Annotated in this window: 13 protein-coding genes; 4 read left to right on the plus strand and 9 right to left on the minus strand. The window is 44.0% G+C overall.

Annotated features, from left to right (window positions below):
* Positions 1–27: 27 nt before the first annotated feature.
* Positions 28–3273, minus strand: coding sequence for an autotransporter domain-containing protein (locus ACOOFG_RS11015; RefSeq protein WP_420421522.1), 3246 nt, complete (start codon positions 3271–3273; stop codon positions 28–30).
* Between the two features lie 362 nt (positions 3274–3635).
* Positions 3636–4559, minus strand: a complete 924-nt coding sequence (asd, locus tag ACOOFG_RS11020) for an archaetidylserine decarboxylase (protein WP_420421523.1) — start codon at positions 4557–4559, stop codon at positions 3636–3638.
* A gap of 274 nt (positions 4560–4833) precedes the next feature.
* Between asd and secA the strand changes: the two genes are divergently transcribed.
* Positions 4834–7791, plus strand: a complete 2958-nt coding sequence (gene secA / locus ACOOFG_RS11025; RefSeq protein WP_420421524.1) for a preprotein translocase subunit SecA — start codon at positions 4834–4836, stop codon at positions 7789–7791.
* A 113-nt stretch (positions 7792–7904) separates the two neighbouring features.
* Here secA and ACOOFG_RS11030 read toward each other — a convergent pair whose 3' ends face one another.
* Positions 7905–12689: a beta strand repeat-containing protein gene (locus ACOOFG_RS11030; RefSeq protein WP_420421525.1), complete on the minus strand. Its 4785-nt coding sequence runs from the start codon at positions 12687–12689 to the stop codon at positions 7905–7907.
* Positions 12690–12770: 81 nt separating this feature from the next.
* Here ACOOFG_RS11030 and ACOOFG_RS11035 point away from each other — a divergent pair, with 81 nt between their 5' ends.
* From ACOOFG_RS11035 to ACOOFG_RS11045, 3 genes are all read left to right on the plus strand, one after another.
* Complete coding sequence (locus ACOOFG_RS11035; RefSeq protein WP_420421526.1) at positions 12771–14507, plus strand: ShlB/FhaC/HecB family hemolysin secretion/activation protein; 1737 nt, start codon at positions 12771–12773, stop codon at positions 14505–14507.
* A gap of 226 nt (positions 14508–14733) precedes the next feature.
* Complete coding sequence (locus ACOOFG_RS11040) at positions 14734–15264, plus strand: hypothetical protein (protein WP_420421527.1); 531 nt, start codon at positions 14734–14736, stop codon at positions 15262–15264.
* A 124-nt stretch (positions 15265–15388) separates the two neighbouring features.
* Positions 15389–16126 (plus strand): hypothetical protein, encoded by a 738-nt coding sequence (locus tag ACOOFG_RS11045; protein ID WP_420421528.1) that lies wholly within the window; start codon positions 15389–15391, stop codon positions 16124–16126.
* Positions 16127–16156: 30 nt separating this feature from the next.
* On the opposite strand, the gene ACOOFG_RS11050 is transcribed toward ACOOFG_RS11045, so the two are convergent.
* Genes ACOOFG_RS11050 through ACOOFG_RS11075 form a run of 6 tightly spaced genes read right to left on the minus strand, consistent with a single transcriptional unit; the run spans position 16157 to position 21679 of the window.
* A complete protein-coding gene (locus tag ACOOFG_RS11050) occupies positions 16157–17263 on the minus strand; it encodes an Lpg1974 family pore-forming outer membrane protein (protein WP_420421529.1) in 1107 nt (368 codons plus the stop codon).
* Positions 17264–17266: 3 nt separating this feature from the next.
* Positions 17267–17986 carry a hypothetical protein gene (locus ACOOFG_RS11055; protein ID WP_420421530.1) on the minus strand — a complete coding sequence of 240 codons (720 nt, stop codon included), beginning with the start codon at positions 17984–17986 and terminating at the stop codon, positions 17267–17269.
* Between the two features lie 3 nt (positions 17987–17989).
* The gene (locus tag ACOOFG_RS11060; protein WP_420421531.1) at positions 17990–19270 is read right to left on the minus strand and encodes an OmpP1/FadL family transporter; all 1281 of its coding nucleotides are present in this window, start codon (positions 19268–19270) and stop codon (positions 17990–17992) included.
* A gap of 11 nt (positions 19271–19281) precedes the next feature.
* Positions 19282–20055: a DUF547 domain-containing protein gene (locus ACOOFG_RS11065; protein ID WP_420421532.1), complete on the minus strand. Its 774-nt coding sequence runs from the start codon at positions 20053–20055 to the stop codon at positions 19282–19284.
* A complete protein-coding gene (locus tag ACOOFG_RS11070; protein ID WP_420421533.1) occupies positions 20052–21059 on the minus strand; it encodes a hypothetical protein in 1008 nt (335 codons plus the stop codon). The genes ACOOFG_RS11065 and ACOOFG_RS11070 overlap by 4 nt, the downstream gene beginning before the upstream one ends.
* Positions 21060–21112: 53 nt before the next feature.
* Positions 21113–21679 (minus strand): hypothetical protein, encoded by a 567-nt coding sequence (locus tag ACOOFG_RS11075; RefSeq protein WP_420421534.1) that lies wholly within the window; start codon positions 21677–21679, stop codon positions 21113–21115.
* Between the last annotated feature and the right edge of the window lie 42 nt (positions 21680–21721).

Below are 21721 nucleotides of genomic sequence, written 5' to 3' on the forward strand. Positions count from 1 at the left end.
GGCAATGCTTTCAAAGCCGAACTTACATTAAAACGCATACTCCATGTGCATATCAGCAGAGTAGTTTTTCATCTTGCCATTGATCTCTGCACGGCTATTCAAGAGGAGCGAAAACCCATGCATGTTAGCAAACTCAATCCCAGTCCCAACCGACCATTGGTTGGTTCCCTTGCTCGTCGCGCTGGCGGAAAATGTGCCCACTTGTCCACGAAACCCTCCACGGTATGAGCTGCTACTCAGCAAGGTTTTGTTGACCCAACTAATTCGAGCATAAGGAGTCCAGCACCCATCACTTACATGTAAGGTGTAACTGGAGCTGAGTCCCAATTCAGAGCGTAGAGCATTTGATGTTTTTGAATTCACTCTCAAGTTAATGCTATTTGCTCCTGTTTCGTTAAAACTTCCATTATGAAGATAGAAATGGTCTAAGTTTGCAAAGATTTGTAGGGGGACAGAGAAAGAACTAAAATCCCCAACAAATCCTAACTGGTTGGTCCATTGGATTCCATTATTATTACTGTGTGCTGTCCGATTAAGTGCGCCATTTGGATGGTTCGGTGCAGACGAAATTATATTTCGATCGGTTTCATAAAAGTTTCCTCCAACCATCGAACCTAAGATCGCAGAAAAGTACCGATTGAAGTAGATTCCATGAAGTCCTCCATACACTTGATGGATGTGACCTTTCCCTGCAGACCCATCCCAGCGAAAGTTTGTGTATGCATATCCTCCACCAGTACCAACATAGAAATGATCAAACAGGTAATCATAACCTGTGAGAAAACCTGCACTTTCATAGTTAGCACCTCGAAGTTCTCCCTTTTGACTTTGGCTATTCCATGTTCCGAAAGGTTGAAAATAGACATGGTGGTGTCTGCTAACATCTCTTCCACACCCTCTTCTAAGAGGAGTGTTTGGATAGAAAGGCTTTGTTGACGCAGTCAAATGGCTCAGAGGCTTAGCCCCTTCTTCAACAGACAATCGAAAGCGGAGCTGATTAAACATCTGCATGATTTGAGCGTTTGTTGTCAGGTTCATGAACTCAAACAGGCCAAACACCCCTTGATGCATCATGTTGAGGGTTTTATTAAGCTCTTTGTCTGAAAGAACCCCAAGGGAACGGACAACGAGTCCAAAGTCAGAGTTCGGATCAATCGGCAATTGATCCAATATATATTTCGCAACGTGGCGGGGGTTACCTGGATCAACAATAGGTCGGACAAATACATAGTTTCTAAGAACAAGCAATTCAACAGCGTTACTAGCATATTGCACAGAAAAAAGAGGTAATCCATCTGCTCCCTTAATGATATTTTCACTTCCAAATGTTCCAAATACTCTGGCACCGGCATTGATAACAGGGATGACTTGTCCCTCAAGAAAGTTCCCTATAGCTCTATCAACTGTAATGTTCCCAGCTAGGGTTGCAGTTCCATTCACATCTATTCTACGAGCATTGTTGATGCTATCAACTTCTGTAAGAAATCTTCCTCCTGTAAAGAGAAGGTTATTTCCTACTTGGATCCGTCCAAAAATAATATCTCCTGGCCGAACAGTTCCTTTTTGAACTGTAAGATCTCCAGTCCCTAAAATTCCAGAGTAGGGCAGTAGGGAAGCCCTTCCAGTAAAAGTTCCACCTGGCGAAGTCAAAGGAGCTGCCAAAATCACAGGCGTAATAACAGATCCATTTAAATTTAATGTCCCGCTCTCAATGGTTGTACTTCCAGTGTAGGTATTGGCTCCAACAATGACAAATGTAGCTGAATTTCCATCCGCTAAGCTCAACCCTCCTCCATTGATATCCCCAGTCCCTGCTCCATAATCACTTTCAATCGGATGAGGGACAATCGATCGCCTTGTCAAATTCTTGACAGTGATACTTCCTTCAGACATCATGAAGATGTTTCTTCCTAAGGCCTGGCCGTTATTTTCCTCTGTCCCTGTAGTTCCTCTCCCTGCAGTTATTTGACTACCACTAAAAGAAATCCCTGTTTGAATGGTTAATTTTGCACGATTTTCAATGAAAATATCTGCTCCCATAGCACCGCCACCGCCACCACTGCCAGTCGTGTTATTAATGAAAAGGCCTTTGCCACCTCCAAAACCTCCTGCACTAGGGGAATTTATGAGAGATCCACCCCCACCAGCTCCAAAGCCTCCGTCTCCACCAACTCCACTCTGTCCTCTTTCGCCGCCGTAGCCTGCAAAACCTCCACCCCCGCCAAAGCCTCCTGCTCCTCCAGTTCCCCCACCCCCAGAGTTAGTGGCTTTGGTGTTAGTGCTTCCAGCTCCTCCTCCGCCACCACCAAAACCACCTTCCCCTCCAGTTCCCTGTCCATTGAAAAGTCCTGCGCCGGATCCTCCGCCTCCGCCGCCAAAACCACCTTTGCCGCCATCTGCTGAAGAGTTGGCAGTGCTCACATATCCAGAACCTCCTCCTCCGAAACCAGAACCTCCATCTCCTCCATCTCCAGCTCCACCAGCTCCACTTCGTGCTTGCGTATTTCCACCATTATATCCACCACCTCCACCACCTGCTCCCCCGGTGTTCGTGCTGTTTCCACCATTGCCGTTGAATCCACCTCCTCCCCCAGCTCCGCCCTTACTCGCGTTGCCTCCATCGCCACTAAATCCGCCTCCGCCTCCACCTCCACCTCCGGTCCCACCTCCGGAGCCGCCAGAGCCTGGACCTGATAGTCCACCAGTACCGCCATTCCCTCCAAGTCCACCACCACCTCCTCCTCCAATACCACCATTATTGACGCTGCTGTCGTAAGTATCGCCCTTGGAGCCAGCTCCGCCTATGGCTCGGCAGTTTTCAAAAGAGACATTTTCCAGGATGACTTTAGAGTCTTTATTTAAGAAAAGGCCTCCTCCTGCTCCAAGTCCACCACCTCCACCATTGCTCCCATCTCCTCCTTTTGCAACAGCATTGCTAATTGTGAGATCTTTAATGATGACTGTGCCTGAGCTGGTTCTTGCAAAAAAGCCTCGGTGGGTGCCTGGTGTTGCTCTTAAGGTTTTTCCGTTTCCATCAATGGTAATGGAATTGTTTACCGAGTTGAGAACGCCATCCGTATTAAGAGGTTGTAGAAGGGGTTGCACAAACTGAAAGAAGTCGATGCTTGAGCCAAATTTGATGTTGGGATCACCTTGAGGTGTCGCATTTGCAGCAATGATTGCATTATTGAGATCAGTTGCATTATAGACCTCCACACCGTTTAGAATACAGGAAGTGGCTAGAAAAATGGGGACCAAATATTTGTAAGGCATACAGAAAACCTTTGTTTTATCTACGTAAATAAAAGTATGGGCAATGAAAGTCAAACCTGTATTATTATTTGCTTCGAAGGCACCCCTCCATATTTCTAAGGTAGAAATCTTATTTTGTGGGTAAAATCAAGGAAAAGGCAATTCAGATCCAAACAAACTCACATAGTCGAAAAGCAAAAAGTACATTTAGGTATGGGTTTGATGAACTTCGAGGAGTATTTTTGAAGGTTAGGGAGAACTTCAAAGCGTTATACTAAATGCAGGAAGAGCTGAACAGTTTATTAACCAGGATGCAGAAAAATTTATAGAAGTTTGCCACAATCCAGATAAAGTTTAGTGTCTTTGGCTTTATCTTTATGCTTTTAACCGGGTAGAGATTGGGTGGCACGACCAAATTGCTCGCCCATTTTAGCTTTCACTTCGATTTGCTTTTTAGACGAGGCAATGAGGTCTTCATCAAATGTGATGGCTCCAGGAGCAAAGAGCATAATGATGCAGGAGCCCCCAAACTCAAAGTACCCCTTTTCTTGCCCTTTTTTGCAAAGGGATTGAGGGGAGTAGGTTTGTTTGATCGAACCGACAAAAGTGGCTCCGACTTCAATGAATAAAATTGTGCCAAACGTTTTGGTTTTGAGTTGGGTTAGCATCCGCTTATTTTCATTCAAGATCATGATGTTTTTGCGCAGGGCAATGGGATTGACCGAATAGAGCGGGCCGTTGATCAGCTTAGCTTTTGTCGGAATGCACTCGCAGGGAAAATGGTAACGGTGGTAATCGGTTGGACACAGACGGCTGATCACCATGCTGCCTCGCTTGTAGATGTCGAATAGAAAGTCATCTTGCAACAGTCTTTCCAAGTCAAACTTCCGTCCTTTAACGTAAAAGCCCTCAGCCTGTCCAAAAGAGGGGTAAAAGAGATGACGCCCATCTGCAGGCAACACGGCGACATCGTTTCCTTTTGCAATGGGGCGGGCTGTGGGCTTGAGCTTGCGGATAAAAAAGTCATTGAAGGATGCGAATTCATGAGCTGGTGTCAGAAATTCACTCGCATCGACGTGAAACATCTCGATGAAAGGCAGCACTTTTTTGCGGCTTTTCGCACTTTTTTGTTTCCGCCCATAGAGAAGGGAAAGAAAAGGAAAGCGCGTGATGAGTGGAAGAAGAATCCACGAAAAAAGTGCCGAAAGGAATGAACTTCCATAGAGAGCTTCAATAAAAAATTTACCATATACCTTTTCTTCATGGACCTTTCCGGTCTCGCGGTCAAGATAATGGATGTCATTCATGCTTTAAGTCCTTTTGAGCTTTAACCTGCAATCTGGGTTTATTTTGCTTATTCTCAGGGGTTTTTCTTTTTCTTCCCGCCCTTTTTGCCTCGCAAAGGACCATTTGGCCCTTCCCTTCGGCAAAAATACCAAGAATTTAAAAGAACTCCCTCTCCTGGGAACAAGCAAAATAAACCCAGATTACAGGTTATTTTAGAGAGTCGTCATATAGATGTAAATTCGAGTTTGAGGTAAAATGGATATCTAGTGCTTTTCGACAGAGGAACGATTCAAAATGCTTGGTTTTGTAAAAAAAATATTTGGGACAGCTCAAAGCCGCCGTCTAAAGAAATTTCAAAAAATTGTTAAACAGATTAACGCGATTGAAGAAACGTATCAGCAGCTGTCTGACGAAGAAATCAAGCAAAAGGTCCCCGAGTTTCGCTCTCGCTTGAGTGAGGGTGAATCACTGGATCTCCTCCTCCCCGAAGCCTACGCTTTAGTTAAAAATACCTGTCGCCGCCTCTGTGGCACCGATGTGCACGTTTCTGGTTATGACCAGAAATGGGACATGGTTCCTTACGATGTTCAGCTCCTTGGAGCGATTGCCATGCACCATGGCACCATTTCCGAGATGATGACAGGAGAAGGAAAAACCTTAACAGCCTCTCTCCCTCTTTTCCTCAATGCACTGACAGGTAAACCAGTTCACTTAGTGACCGTCAACGACTATCTCGCTAAGCGTGACTGTGAATGGATTGGAGCTATTTTCCGTTGGCTTGGACTGTCAACAAAAGCCCTTATTAACGAAATTCCTCCACATGAGCGCAAAGAAATTTACGGCGCCGACATCGTGTACGGAACCGCTTCTGAATTTGGGTTTGACTACTTGCGCGACAACTCAATGGCCCATTCGCCAGAAGAGCAATGCCAACGTGGTTTTTACTTTGCGATCATCGATGAAGTCGATTCGATTCTCATTGATGAAGCACGGACACCGCTCATCATTTCCGGTCCTGTTCCTAATTCAAGACAGATGTATGACGAGCTCAAAGAACCTGTTTCTCGCCTTGTGCGCATGCAACGGGATCAGTGTAACAAGCTCGCGTCAGATGCACGAAAAACACTCGATGAACTTGGCCGTTTAAAAGAAGACGAAGAGCTGGAAAAGCTGTCAAAAGAAGAGAGCAAAAAAGAAACAGAAGCCATGAAAAAACTGTGGCTCGTAGGAAAGGGGACACCTCAAAATAAAATCCTCAAAAGAATTAAAGAACATCCGGATCTCCGCGCCGAACTTGAAAAATGGGAAACGTATTTCCATGGAGAGCCGAATAAAGAAGAGCGTCATGAAACGCTTGCAGAGCTTTACATCATCATCGATGAACGTTCTAGCGAATACGAATTGACAGACAAAGGTATCAACCTTTGGTCAGGTGAAAAAGAAGAAGCGAAAGACGACTTCGTCATGCTCGACTTAGGGCATGAATACGCTCTCATCGATCAAAACCCCGAGTTTGATGATCAACAAAAGTTAGAACAAAAAATCGCGATCCGTGAAGAAGATAGCCGTCGCAAAGAAAGAGCCCATAACTTGCGCCAGCTTTTGCGTGCACATCTTCTCATGGAAAAAGACGTCGATTACATCGTTGAAGACAAAAAGATTGTCATCATCGATGAAAACACAGGTCGTCCACAGCCCGGACGTCGTTTCTCTGATGGATTGCACCAAGCCATCGAAGCGAAAGAATCGGTCCCAATTCAGCAAGAAACCCAAACGTACGCAACCATCACACTGCAAAACTACTTCCGCATGTACGACAAACTTGCCGGGATGACTGGAACCGCAATGACTGAAGCGAATGAGCTGAAGGAAATCTATCAAATCGATGTTCTTGAAATACCGACCCATCGAAAATGCCGTCGCATCGACCAAGACGATGAAATTTACATGACCGAGCGGGAAAAGTATAACGCAATTCTCAAAGATATTGTCGAAATTCACGAGCAAGGCCGTCCGATACTCATCGGAACAGAAACGGTCGAAATTTCAGAAAAGCTCGCACGAATCTTAAGACAAAACAAGCTTAAGTACACAGTCCTGAATGCAAAGAACCACGCAACGGAAGCGGAAATCATCGCGCAAGCTGGAAAAACTGGGGCCATCACAGTGGCAACCAACATGGCAGGACGTGGAACTGATATTAAGTTAGAAGAAGGTGTCGCTGAAAAAGGTGGTTTGCACGTCATCGGAACCACGCGGCACCAATCGAGACGGATTGACCGACAGCTTCGCGGACGTTGTGCACGTCAAGGAGACCCAGGATCATCTAAATTTTACGTTTCGTTTGAAGATTCGCTGATGCGTCTTTTCACTTCGCCCAAACTCACCATGTTTTTAAAGCGTTTCCGCCCACCAGAAGGCGAGCCCATCTCTGCCAAGGTTCTCAATCGTTCCATTGAGACAGCTCAAAAGCGCGTGGAGCAGCGCAACTACTCGATTCGCAAGCACACACTCGAGTACGACGATGTGATGAACAAACAGCGACAAGAGGTTTACTCTTTCCGGAACGAAATCTTGCACGAAGAAAACTCAGTGAAGCTCGCAAATGAAATTCTCGAAAGCATTTGCTCTCAAATGGCAGCGGAATTTTTCGCCTCACGCTCTACAGAAGAAGGCTGGAATCCGAAAGGTTATCGCGATTGGCTGATGACTAACTTCCCAGTTTCTTTCGATCATGATGCGTTTGATAACGATTATCAAACTATCGAAGAGATCGAAACAGAAGCAGCACAAAAAATTATCCAATCGCTGAGAAACAAGCTCGACCACGAAGCTACAACAATTGGTATGATTCAAGAAAACGCTGAAAAAGAAGTGAACCCCGAGCCAGTTCTCAAAGAAATCATCCGTAGCATTCTGCTACGTAACATCGATCGTCTGTGGCAAGATCACCTTCTCTCTATTGACCACTTGCGCACCGAGGTGAGCATGCGTGTCGTAGGACAAAAAGATCCTCTGCTCGAGTTCAAACACGAGGCATTTGCTCTCTTTGATATCTTTAGTCGAGATCTCAAACTTAAAGTCGCCCATGGCCTCTTTAAGTTCGCGATGGTCTCTCCTGAAGAGCAACAGCAAAACAATATGGAAAGACTGAAGAGTCTGCGTCCAAGCAAACCTCAATCGTTCTTTTCACAAGATCCACAATCGGGACTCTACCTGCCAAAAGGACCCATCAAGACTAAGAAAAAATAAGCATGAAAAACTTCCTGCTATTAGCTGCTTGATTTTGATTGGAACTCGGCGGTTAATTGCGAGTTGACCTTGTTCCTGTTCCGCTCAAGACACAATAGTTTTCAAGCTGGATTTTAAATCGGCACTCTTGGGAAGGGAAGATATTTTTGATGAGGAACGAAATACCATTCTCGGTTGGTGACTTCATCTTCTGACTCAATGTAAAAGTCCCACATCCAATCTGTGAACCAGGGGATCCGATCTAACATGTAGTAGAGTTCATAATCTCCGATAAGATCGTTTGGACCAAGCATGGGAATGGCTGTGATAACTGGGAAGATAGGAGTTGTGGAAGAGTCTTTATAAAAAATCGTAAAGGGCATTCCGCCTTGAAGACTTGGAAAGTAAGTGTTCCATATTTCTGTCGCAGAATCAATAAATAGAGGACCTGGAACGTAAGTTGTTCCGTTCATATTCCCCGTGCCTAAAATGGTGTTCTGAGAACGTCTGGCTGTAAAAATGCGGAGTGGTCCACCTACTGTAGTTGCAACTGATCCATTGACGCTTAAGCTAAACATCCCGTTTCCAATAGCAGGCGCAGATGGAGCTTGGTTATCCACGATCAAAGTCAGCGCACTACCAGGACTGAGATTTTCAATCCTACCATTGGAGGAAATGGAAATGTCTTTTGCAGCAGTGACCGTTAAATTTCCAAGCGATGTTTCAATGTAGGCATCATTTGTTGGAGAAGCCCCGAGCAAGGTGATATTGTTCCCAGACGTCACATTTGTTTCGTCTGCGCCACGGATGAATGCTGGACCTGTTACGCCACCTAAAAGAAGCAGATCATTTCCTGTGTTAACCGTGACAAGTCCCATTCCTTCAATCGAAGCTCCATTGACTACAAAAATGCTATTGCCTGACTCTGCTTCAGTCATTCCTAAGCCATTATTGCGAATGTACCCCCCGTTTTGGACAAATGTATCGTTCCCTGAAAAAGTCCTAAGCGTTGACGATGCTGTCAGTCCCTTATTTTCAATATATGTATCTGTATTAACTGTAATGGATCCATTTGTCGCCTGCACAATCAGATTGTCTTCTTCGGCTTCAATAAACGCACCGGTTCCATTTGCGGCTGTGAGTATCAAGTCTGTTGCTGCTGTGATTGTGGTTGTTGAGCTGGCATTTTGGGCTGTGATGTGAGAGGCGGCAGTTGGGGAATCAAAGAGTAAGATATCAGCTGTCAATGTCTCCATCGTAATGGTGTCGACAGAGTCTATTGCTGCAACGCCTGTGCCAGCAGTTAAGACAATATCACGATTTGCAGTCATATTCACGGCAGCGTTTGGAGTTGCCGCAAAGCCATTGACAATCCGCGCTTCTCCTGACTCAGCTGTCAACAGGATGTCTTGGCCAGATGTCACCGTTGTCACCGCAACTGAAGCAGCTCCGGCATCGACAAAAGCTCCAATCACAGCTTCATTGGAACCTGCCAGTAGAGATAGATCGTTGCCAGAGGCCGTCTGCGCTTCGACTGCACTTAATGTCATCGCAGCAAGCCCCGTGCTTGTCCTTGGCATACGCGCTCCAATAGAAGTATTTGCCCGTGTCCCTGTTCCCCCTTGCATTGTCAAAAAGGTGTCACTGATCGCATGGGCTTCAGACCCTGAGCTAACCGAGACCGTCCCTGTTCCCGTATTCACGGCATAGAATCCAATGGCTGCAAAGGCATCAGTATTTGATCCTGCAGTGAGTGTGATCTCATTTGCTTGAAGATGGATCTCACCACTATAGATATCTTCTTGAGCTGATGCTTGCCCTCCATGTCCCACGAAAGCGTAAGAAGTGTTACCTGAACCAGCAGTTAAAATGAGGTTGCCGCTGATCCCTGTATTCGATCCAGCTGTCGGCCCCCGAATATCTCCCACTGCAGTGACCGCTCCTGACACTCCACGCGTGTGCCCAATCTGAGCCCAAGTATCCGTTGTCGTACCACCTGACAATGTGACATCGCCCCCAATAGAGCGGAGAATAATATTCCCCGTATACATCCCACCAATTGGGTTAATCGTTCCATGACCAATTAGAGCCATGGTGCCTGTTAATGTCCCACCGGTTAAAATGAGATCGTTGCCAACAGTCAAATCGATATCGCTGTTGACGACCGTAGAATTAAATCCAATTTGAGCATAATCACTTGGTGTCGAACCGCCGCTGACGCTGAGGTTGTTTGCTGCATTTATTGTCAACGTTCCGACCCTGGTTCCGATGCGAGTCACAATTGTCGCTGATGGCCCTCCTACAATAATATCGTTACCTGCAGTCACATTTAAATCGCCACCCGTTCCAGCGTTGACTTCCACCTGGCTACGGACAACAATGTTTGTGCCTGCGTTTAAATCCGTCGTTGTTGCGTTAGTATCGATCGTATCAAAAACATTGAGATTCCCAGACGTGGCTGTTAAATTAACCGTCGTCACTCCATTCGCATTGAAGGGATCGTTGATCGTGATATCATTTGCCGCTGTCCAGGTGACAGAATTCGCGTTATTAAATGTGGTGAAGAAGGTTGGGTTCCCAATGATATCATTCCCAGCAATGAGACTAAACGACACATTTTTGACTCCAGATGTATCACTGAAAGTCAGATCATCAGAAATATTGATGTCATTGCCTGCAGTAAAAGTGAACGTCGCTGGGCTTGCAGGACCCGCTAAGATGGATCCACCACCAGTCGTAAATGTAATATCTCCTGTGCCAGGTGTAGGAGCAGAAAAAGTTGTTGTTGTTGCATTTGAAGTAATAGATCCATCGACTGTAATTTCCCCACCTGTTGCTTCAACAGAAAAGGTATTGGTTCCGGTCACACGAACTGGATCACGAAACGTCACATCATTTCCAGCAGTAATAGAAACAGAGTTGGCATCTCTGACATCAATGTCATTGGTCGTCCCTGAGATGAAATCATTGCCTGCGGTCAGGTTAAAAGTGGCATTTTGAGATCCCGATAAGTCATCAAAGTCCATATCAGTATTCACATTGATGTCCTGGCCTGCAATAAATGATACCACTCCTGGTGTTGTAGTGTTGGTGTAAAAAAAGTCGCCCCCACCGTCAAACGTAATGTCTCCTGTAGCAGCTGGTGCACGAAACGTTGTCACTGGGGCATCACTTCGGACATCGGCACTATAGCGGATCTCACCAGTTGTCGCTTCGAGGATAAAAGAATTATTCCCGCCTGTGAGTGTGATCAAATCATCAATATCAACATCAACTGTGGCAGTCATTGTAAAAGAGTTAGATCCGCTTACTAATATTGGATCGTTGATATCAATTGTTCCTCCTGCAGAGAAACTGACTGTTTCGACATCGGTAAACGTCATATTTTCATTCACAGTGATGTTATTATCTGCATTGAAGGCAAAAGATTTGGCGCTCGTGCAGTTTACAAAATCCCCTGCATCAGAGAAGATGTTTCGTGTTGCATTAAACGTAAATTCAGCCGTGTTTCCAACAGTATCTGTGAACGTTGTATCCCGACTAAAGCGAATATCTCGATCTGCATTCAGTGTTAAATTGTTCCCCGGTGATGAGATCGCCGTTGTGCCCCCAGCACTTGAAAAAATAATATCCCCAGTTCCGCCAACTCCGCTTAGTGTCGTGATCAGCACATTCGTTCCTGAAAGGGTTGTGTTCAAGTCTCCAATGTTGATGTTTGCTGCTATTCCTCCTGGATCAAATACACCGCCAACAAAGCTCCCTCCTGCGGTTGCAGCTAAAGAAATCGTGATGGTTGACGGGCCCAATAGGAGTTGCCCGGTGTTGCCAAGTGGCGCTCTAGTATCAACAAATCCCCGATAAAAGAGATCTTTCGATCCTGAGATTTCGACAAATCCTCCATCACCGCCTTGGTTTCCTCCACGCGCATGAGCCTCTGCCTCAAACTTGGTCACCCCATCCGACCATACAATGATTGTTCCTGCAGAGTTTTGACTTAAACTACTGACGTCGAGAAAAGCCCCTTTTCTAACGAGCGTTTGCTGCGAGTTTTTTAAAGCTATATCATCCCCTTGATAGCCCCCACCTATGTGTACTTCGCCTTCGCGCGCGGCGATATGAGCGCTTTGGTCGATTAAAACTTCATCACCTAAAACATCCACTTTTCCTTCATTGGCAATCAAATGGCCTGAAACCGACGTCATTCCTTTTGAAACAACAAGATGAACGCCTCCCTCACACTGCTCGACTTCAAGTGCTTCAACAAGCCCTGATTGGTTGATTGCAAGAGAGTAGGGGTTTGAGCCTGCTTGCAGTTTAATCGCAGCAGCGTCGACATTTCCCGAATGGTCGATTGCTGCACTTTCTCCTGCATCGATGACAACAAAATCAGACTCTTTAGGTTGTACCAATATGCGTTTGCCAGCAGCAAAGTTCACACTTCCTGAAGGCGCAACGATTTCACCGGAATTTCGAATAGAATGTCCAATAAGAAAAACATCGCCGTCTTGAGCTTTGATCAACCCTTGTTGCTCAATCCCCTTATCAGAATCGCCGACAAAGAGAAGTTCTCCGCCTTTCAAAAACGCACTATTCGTCACGTCTAATGTTGAAGCGATGAAAGAACCCACCTCGATTATTCCTTGATTTCCTATAACAACCCCATTAGGATTAATTAAAATTATTTGACCGTTCGAAACGAGCTTTCCCATAATAGAAGAAGGAAGCCGACCGATGACACGGTTGAGGATTGCTGCAGAAGAATCTGGCAGTTTAAATTGAAAAGACTCCTGGAGGCTAATTGAAAAATCTTCCCACTCTACAATTGATCGGTGAGATTTGCTGATAAGCTCTGTAGCAGTAATAGAAAATATATCCCCAGCAATGGGCATGGGGTTGGTGGGCTGGGCAAGTAGTTTCACTCCACCTAAGAGTAATAAGAATACGAATTGTTTCTTTAAAACACTTCTCATAATTTTAACAACTACCAGATATCTATTATCATGAAAATGGTTTTATTTAGATTATTCACACTTTTAATATTGTCCTTTTCTACGTGGAGCTTTACCCAAGATTTCGAGCGCATAGCCCCCAAAGAAATTCCTCATGATGCTGAAGCAGGAAGAGTGATTCCTCCCCCCATAGAAAAAAGAGAAGAAGAGGGATCAACACTCATTACCCCAAAATTGACTGGCCTTCTTCTCGTAAGTAGCCCAGATGATATCCAACAAGAAGGACGAACGGATGTGGAAGGAGTACAATTCTTCCACTTAGATGTGCCTGGTCATCCTGAAATCTTACAGGATGAGCTGACACACCAAGCAATTGGAAAACCGCTCACAATTGATGATCTCAGTAAAATCAAATCGACTATTTCTACTTATTACCGCAATAACAATCGCCCTGTCGTGACAGTTCTAGCACTTGAGCAAAAAGTCCATCATGGAACCCTACAACTTGTCGTTTTAGAAAGTCATGTTGGCGATGTTTCCTTCAGTGGCAACTACTGGTTCCGTACAAATTTACTCAAGAAATACACCAACTACAAAAAAGGAGATCCGATTGACTCGGTGCAGCTGTCGCGCGATCTTAAGTTCATGAATCGGAATCCCTTTCGTTTAACAAACGCTGTATTGCGGCCAGGCCAGGAAGTTGGAACAACAGACATTGAGTTTAAAACGAAAGACAGGTTTCCCTTTCGCTTCTATGTAGGAGGCGACAATACAGGAATTGACTCAACTGGAAGCGGGCGGCTCTTTGTCGGTTTCAATTGGGGAGATGCATTGCTTCAAGATCAGCAGCTTTCTTACCAATTCACAAAATCAACAGATTTTGGCAGATTTTTTGTACATACAGCAGATTGGAAAATTCCTTTTCCTTGGAAACATCTGCTCAACTTTTTTGGCGGCTACTCCAAAATTCACCCTAAAATGCCCTTTCAAGGCATGAGAAACACGGGGGAAAGCTATCAAATCAGCGGCCGCTATATTATTCCTCTTCCGTCTTCCCGCTTCTACCTACATGAAGTCGCAGCTGGGGCTGACTACAAAAGGACCAATATTAATCTTATCTTCAGTGATCTCACTCTCATTGGAAATGCTGCTGTGATTGCGCAAGTTGCTTTGGGCTACGAAGGAAAATACAAGAGAAAGCCCGTCACAGTCGATTTTGAAGGATACTGCTTTATTTCCCCTGGTGACATCTTTCCCAATCAAAACGATAGCTCTTATGAGCGACTCCGCCCTGATGCACAAAGCACCTACGCCTATATCCGTACACGTCTTGTGCCTTTGATCGATGTTTTCTATGGAACACTTGCCATAGACACTCGTCTGCAGCTTGCTTCTTCGAACCTTTTATCCAGCGAGCAGTTCGGCCTTGGAGGCTTTTCAACCGTTCGGGGTTACGATGAACGCGATCTAAACACAGATAATGCCTTTATGCTGTCAGTAGAATGGCGCACACCTTCTTTTCAGCTCTTTCACCCCCATAAGTTTAAGAGACTCACAGATGACTTAAAGCTCCATCTTTTTGTCGACTATGGAGTGGGTTGGAATCACAAACGCACTGCACCTGAAATTAACACCTATTTGCTGAGTGTTGGGCCAGGACTCCGCTATGTAATTTCTCCTTATCTGACTTGCCGGTTTGATTGGGGAATTAAACTGCATAAGCTCCCTTCAATTTTACGCGACACCTCTTTTTCAAAAGTCCATTTTTCTGTGATTGGAAGCTTCTAGATTAGCACGACTCAGCTAAATCAGAGTAGATAGCAAGATCCACAATCAGGACCCTACTTGCCAAAAGGATCGATCAAGACAAAAAAAAATCAACTGTTTAGTAAGATCGATTTTTCAAATGTCATATTAAATATATATCTGTATGCTTGAATTTTGATCTGTTAGTATTTGTTGAAACAATTCAGCAAATAATGGTAAAATTCTATCAAAAACAAGGGCGAATGGTATGTCTTTAATTTCTTTTGCGACTCAAACTGAAACATTTACACAAAAACCCTGGGAAGAACTGTACAATGATGCAATCAAGGTTGTCCCTTTTCTCCTCGTGGGTAGGGTTTTGGTCAATCCATCTCTTAAGGACAACGCCTCAACTGGAAGCGAGCATCAGCACGAATGGTACGATGGGACTCACCTTAAAAAATATCTAAAAGACGGTCACTCTCTCTCTCCTCTCACAAGAAAAGAAATTCGCCAAGCCGAATACTTTTGCATTAAGGCTGAAGCTACTGAAAATCAAGAAATTAACAGACAACCATCCATCCGACTGCTACCAGTCGACGCTTTCCAGTTTTCTAAGGCGGCAGCTAATAACGAGCAGTTCTTCTTTGACTCCTTGAATTCATTTTCGGCACTACAGGCCCCTCTTCAAGCAGGCAAAATCCAAAAAATTGTAAGTAGCAGGCTGCAAGAATCTAATTATCAGTCACTTTGGAATAATTATTCTGAACAGAACATCATCAAAGCAACTCTAGTCTGAGCTCAACCCAAAAAAACCTAATCCACTACTCTTCAAAAAAAATATACTTTTATATTTAAATTTAAACAAACAGTTTAAATTTAAAACTGTTTATTTTATAATATTTGAAAAAGAAGGCGGAAAAATGACTATAAATACTAATATTCAATCCAATACAAGTTTTACACCTGACTCAATCAAACTCGTAGAGCCTCATCCATCAACCAATCCACACACTGTTGATAGCTTCTATTCTTCAGTCGACGAGATTGAGAAAGCATATCAGGAGGTTGTGACAACTGAGGAACCTCTACCTAAACATGTTGAGCATCGCAATATATCGCTCCAAGCAATCGATAAAATGCGCTTTTCTCAAATGTATATTGATCCGAATACTCGCGATAGAAAGTCCATAGAGGAACTTGCTCAAAATATTTTCACTCATGGATGGGACACGAATCATCCCCTTCATATTATAGGAATGCCAGACATGGAGTTTACTTCTCTTGATAATCGACGCTTAGCTGCACTAAAATTGATTAGAGAGAAGCATCCAACACGTGACATCCCTAACGTAAATGTCATTGTTGATTTTTTTGAGGACAAATCAGACCCTATGACACTTGGTGCAGTTTTTACCCGTCTAGAAGGACATAACTTTACAAAAGAAGCCATTTTGTTAGAATCGAAGAATTTGAGAATGGGAGAAAACACCTATGGCCACTGCGTTTTAGCAAGAATGTATGGCAACAGTGAAATAGAAAGCCAACATTACAGAAAGCATAGGCAACAAACGTCTCAATTTGGTTTCGATGCAACACCCATTGTTAGAGATGGCAACCTGAAAAGGCAGTTTCAAATGCAACACCACTTAAGAAGCTAGGCATTTCGAAAAAAACTCTTTAGGTTCGACTTAAAATTCGGCTGCAAACCCAGCTGTGATCCCTTGAATGTTCACCGAGTTGCGCACCCAGCTTCCAACAAGCGCGATGTCATCTGCTGCTGCTGTAGGATACATGTAGGTTTGGCTTAAATCATCCCACATATTGAGTTCCCAGTTTGCAAAGACTTTCAACCCTAGGGAGCCAAAAACTTTTCTCCAGGCAAATCCCATGACAAGCTGCAAGCTTGGAATCATGCGGGTATCACTTGGAAAAGTTTTCGCTACGCGATAGCCAGTCGTCTCATCGATTTGTTGCTTGGCGCGGAAGCGGCCAACGATTGCCGAGAGATTCGCTTCTGTATGCAAACTAAGCCCCCAAAACATGAACCAATCCATACTGAGTCCTGCGCGGAGTCCCGCACCTGAAAACTTCCAAGTGTTTTGAACAGTGGTTTTAACCACCCTTTCTAGGAAGGGGATGAGTAAGTAGTTTGTTTTGTAGTAGCTATTCGCTCCTTCTGAAATCCATGCTCCACGCACTCCAGCAAGAAACTTCATGACAAAGCTATGTGATCCTTGAAACATGTGAGTTGCATAGAGGTCTAACGTGTGATACTGAAGGTCTGACTTAGTGTTCATCGAGACAATAGGACCAAAGAAGGGGTTTGTGACAATGGGGAAAATGCTTTTTAACACGCGCCCTTCACGCAAGCCCGTTGAGTCTCCACCTTCATTGTGAAAGTAGGTGTACTCGAGGTTCGCATCGATCGTTTCAGCGCTAAAGCAGTAACCGCCACCCGCGCGAACACCAGGATCCCAACGATAGGCATTTTGTTTCAAGTGCCCAAGCAGAGAAACGGCATCGTCACCATTTGCGCGGCCTGACTGATCAAGCCCATAGACCATGTTGGCTTCAAGAGTTTGCCAGTAGAGAAATTGTCCTGTGAGATGAAAGCCTGTTTCTTGATACGGCAGTTCATAGGAAACAGCATCGACCTCATCATAAGATTGTTCGCTATAACTGGGAAACTGAAACGATTTTTTCGTTCCTTCTGTTGTTTTAGTTTCCGCATTCAAGAAAGAAGTTCCTAAAAGAATGGGAAGGATAAAGAGGGCTGATTTGAACTTATGTTTCACAGTTTATTCCTTTTCTCTATGGTAATTAATCTTAATGTAACACAAAAGCTTTTCACAATAGAAAAGTGTATTAGGTCCTTCATAAGAAATGAATTCTTCCGTTTTACGATTCACTTTCACTAGAATCGTTTTCACAAACAAAGCTTTCGCTGCGTTTTTTAACTTAATTGCAACATTCACCACATCCGCATCATCCGGATCAACCGACGCATTCATGACACAAGAGTATGCTGAAAGTCGTGCTGGCAAAAGAATCTCAACAGCACAGCTCATATCTTGCTTTAGCATTTCATCTAGCTTAGTCAAAATGTAAAAATAGAGCCCATGTCCAGCCACTGAATCTGGCGTTTTCTTTAAAGTCTTTTCAAAGTAGTAGTCTTGATGTGGGTCTTTTCGCATGAGAACAACATGATGATCAGGATCCACAATACAACGCGCAATGAAATCGTCAGCATACCGCTTAAAAAACATATTCGGCAGAAATTCATTGAAGTGAAAGTAGCTTTCTAAAAACCCGACAAGTTTGTCACTTGGGTTGTAGTAGGTAGTTCGAATTTTATCGATATGGTCATTGTCAAACATCACTTGGTGCTTTTCGCGAAAAAGAAGGTTGCCCTTGGCATCGTAAGCATCCCCATAAAATTCTTTGTGCATCCCCCAAAGAAAAAATGGTGCTGCTAAAAGTGCCATGATAATTGCTATCCTTAAGCGCAAAACGCTCATGTTTTACCACACCTTGCTGATTCCAACTTGAAGGGTGATCTTATCTGAAGAAACTTCAGTTTTTCCGCCTCCAAGATCAGGCGCCAAAGGACCGTGAATGGAGTGTTTAAAGCCATAAATGAGGGCTGCATTAATCATTTGGCCGCCAAAATCAAGTGTTGCCCCAAACGTTAAGTGGTGGCGAATTGTTGATGGAAGATAAAGAGCTCCTGCAGCAGCATCGTTTACCTCTTCATCCCAAGGCAATTGACCATAGTTATAACCAGCGCGCAAAGTGATCACATCAGCCAATTGCTGCGTGATCCCAACCTTATAGACCGTTGTCGAATGCCATTCAAAACTCGCTCCATCACTGGCACCATGAGGCTTAGGGTCCGAAAATTTAAATACGGGATTTCCAAAAGCTTCTGCACTGCGGTTGTAAATGCGCCCAATGTCAAATGCAATTGTCGTTTGACGGAAAGGTTTCACACTGATTCCACCAATCAAATACGCTGGAAGATCCGCGCGTCCATGTGGTGAAATCAACCCTTTGTAACTATCAAATGAACTCATCCAAGTCTTCGACTTGTAGGCAACTCCACCTGTCAACCAGGGACGAAACTCCCATAAGTAACCGACACGCACAGCCCAACCAAATGTGTAATCCCACCCTTTATTCGTCACATTATTTGGGTAAGCTGTTCCTCCTAACAGTCCTCCTTGATTCTGCAGACCTTGCATCCCAGAGACTTTAAGACGCGCAGGAGTTAAATCCACTCCGACACCGATAAAATGCTTTCCTAAAAAGTCATGTTTGAAAAATTCAAGAGCAAAAGTTGGGGTGATGGCAAGATACATCACATCAATGTGGAAAGGTTGGTCGCTTGGAGGATAAAACGGATCATTTTTATTCCATGTCGTGACGCCACCAGCTTGTGGAGCAATCAACAGTCCCATTGCAAAACGGTTATCAAAAAATGTCCAACTCAGACCTCCCTCAGCTGACATCATGTTTTTATTACGTGAAATTTCAATGTCTTCATGAGGAATGAAGAGACTGCCCCGAATTTTTCCGATCCGAGTTCCTCTCAAATACTCGAGATTCATATCCATCCGTTTCCCGACAGAAACAAGGTTTGCGGGATTCGTCATGGCACTCAAAGTATCTTGAGGAAATCCTGCAGCCACTCCTCCGATCCCTTTCGCTGGTGTTCCATATCCAATGCGATAGAGTCCATTAAGTCCAAAAAGGGAGAAACATGGAATAAATGATAGACAAATTAAGAATAGAGCTCTTCTCATACAATAACTTTTTAGTTAGCGCTATTAAGGGCCCAATCGTATTTCAGATAACCCGTCTTATAGCTGAGTTCCTGTTGTGTTATATACTTGTTACTTTCTAGCCATTCTTTTACGGATGGTGAAAAGTCTTCACTATACCACTTAAAAATTTTTGATAAATAGATTTTTTCATTTCCTTCAGCAATATTCATCCCTTTCGTCTTGTTACTTAAAAACGCCTGGGTTTGATGGTCAAGTTGCTCGTCCAAATGCTCGCCTCGATAGGCATAGTTAGCTAAATCCGGACAAGAAAGAGATGCGCAATTGACTGCAAAGTGGATGCGAGGCTCGTTAAATCTCGCGCGAATTGTGTCGTGCTCAATCTCGTCAAGAGAGTATTTTTTTCCCGAGACAACACCGATCTTCTTTTTCCAAATACTACTAAATGCAGAGTCCAAATCTTTAATCGATTTTAGCTTTGGGTTTTCAACGATGATTTTCATACACAACACATTGTAGGCATTAATCCACATCGCCAATTGGTCTTTTTTATCAGGAAGTGTCTCAAAAGAAGGAAGTCGTGCTAAGTCGTAAATTACTTTGCGAAAATCAGTGTCGCCGCGTAAACCATTATAGTCGACGAGGGTTGTGTAGATGCCTCGTTTTTTTCCTTTCACAACATACTTCTGCAATAGAGGTTGATAGAGATCTAACCATTCTTGAAACACATCAGATGCATAACTTGAGCTAAAGCAAAAGAGAAGTGCTACAGTTAAAAAAGTCGATCTAATCCTGCATAATATCATAGGTTCCATCCCCAAAATTTGAGAAAACGTACAAAGTTCCACATATCGGACTCTTGCCGATAGGCGACATTTAGACTGGTATAAAAACGCGCGTGAAGTTCACGGCTAGGCGCATATTTCTTATCAACACCGACGTTCATATCAAACGCCCAAGGGCTAATAAAGAGAAACTCAAAGGGCTTAAGAGCGTTACGGACAAACCCCTTGTTCAAGCCTGTATAGTAGAGAGAAGCTTCTTCATCTTCACCCACAATTGTCAAGTGTTCAAGCTGCTGAATTGGGACCATTTCCATTTTTACAATGTCAAACTTCTGCTCAACTTGGTCTTTTTTTTCGATGAATACATCGCTTACTCGATGTGTTTCTTTTCGCAAATAAATCGTGGGGTGGTAGCCATCCCCATCGGGGTAGTTCAAAATTCCTGCCAGCTTCTCCCCATACCGATAATTAGGTTCAGGTTTCCAATCGATTGGAAACGCTCCTTTCTCAAGATGGTTTGTGGGAATGATCGAAATGTAGCAACCACAAGAGTGCACTGTCGTGACCAAAACAGGCAGATTTTTGCTATCGAGGGTCACCACAACAAGTAGCCCGACATTTTTTCCTGCGGCAACATGAAAGGGCATCAGCATGTAGGGAACTTTTTCAAAATGAACACGGTAAATGAGATTGGTGTAAGTCCCTCTTTCCGTCATAAACGTCCGTTTTTGCGTGTAAATCTTCGCAGAAGAGGGATCGACATACGCTTCAAGTTTGTCTTGAACAACACGCTTAATTTTTGGTTCACCGATTTTATTGTAGCTTTTGTTTTCCTCCTCAATCACAAACATCGGGCAATGTTCAGTAAAAAGTTCTCGATCTTCTTTTGGCGTTTCAATTTTCGAATTTGAGACCAGGGTCGAACCGACATACGCCCTTGATTGATCAAGCGACAATGATTTGGGTTCATGTGCACAGGACGTAAAAAGAAAAACGGCTGCAACAAGTAAAAGTGAACGTAACAATGTAAACCTTTCTTTAGAGAAAATCTCATCAATAAAAAGAAAAGTTTATTTTGTCAAAGAAGTTGTTTCAGAGATCTCACTCCAAAATAAGCTGTTGGAAGACCAATCAATAGATACATAAACCAATATTGTGAACTCCACTGAAGGTTCACCACTCCATCTTTTGAAAAAAACAGAATGAGTAATCCTAATAGAGAAAGATTAATGCCGACAGACAAAAGAAGAAGCGGCAAAACGCCTCCGCGTTCACTCCCTTTTTCTTCTATGACTGCTTCAGGTTGTGGCTGTGGTGGTGGTGGTTCTTTGGGCTCAGGAGGATCATAGGTTTGAAACAAGGGATCTTCTTTCGGAGGAGTCACCTGCTTAAAAGAAGGTTCTTCCCGCTCATCGGGAACACCAAGCCCTTGTTTATTTCGAACAGAATAAGGAGGTTTGTAAAGGGAAGCCAAACTTTCCTCGAGCGATTGCGTGGAAAAGCGCTCGTCCTGCCTAGGCTGTTCTTCTTTGGGTTCAATAGTAGAAGTTAAAAGATCTGTTCCACAAAAAGGACAATACGTTGCGTCATAGCTCACATCTGCTTCGCAACTCCAGCAGACTTTTGTCCGGTCGACTTGTTTCATATTGATCTCCTGCTTCGCACTACTTTTCTCATTCTACAAATT

The sequence above is a fragment of the Simkania sp. genome, assembly GCF_965215465.1.
Lineage (GTDB): Bacteria > Chlamydiota > Chlamydiia > Chlamydiales > Simkaniaceae > Simkania.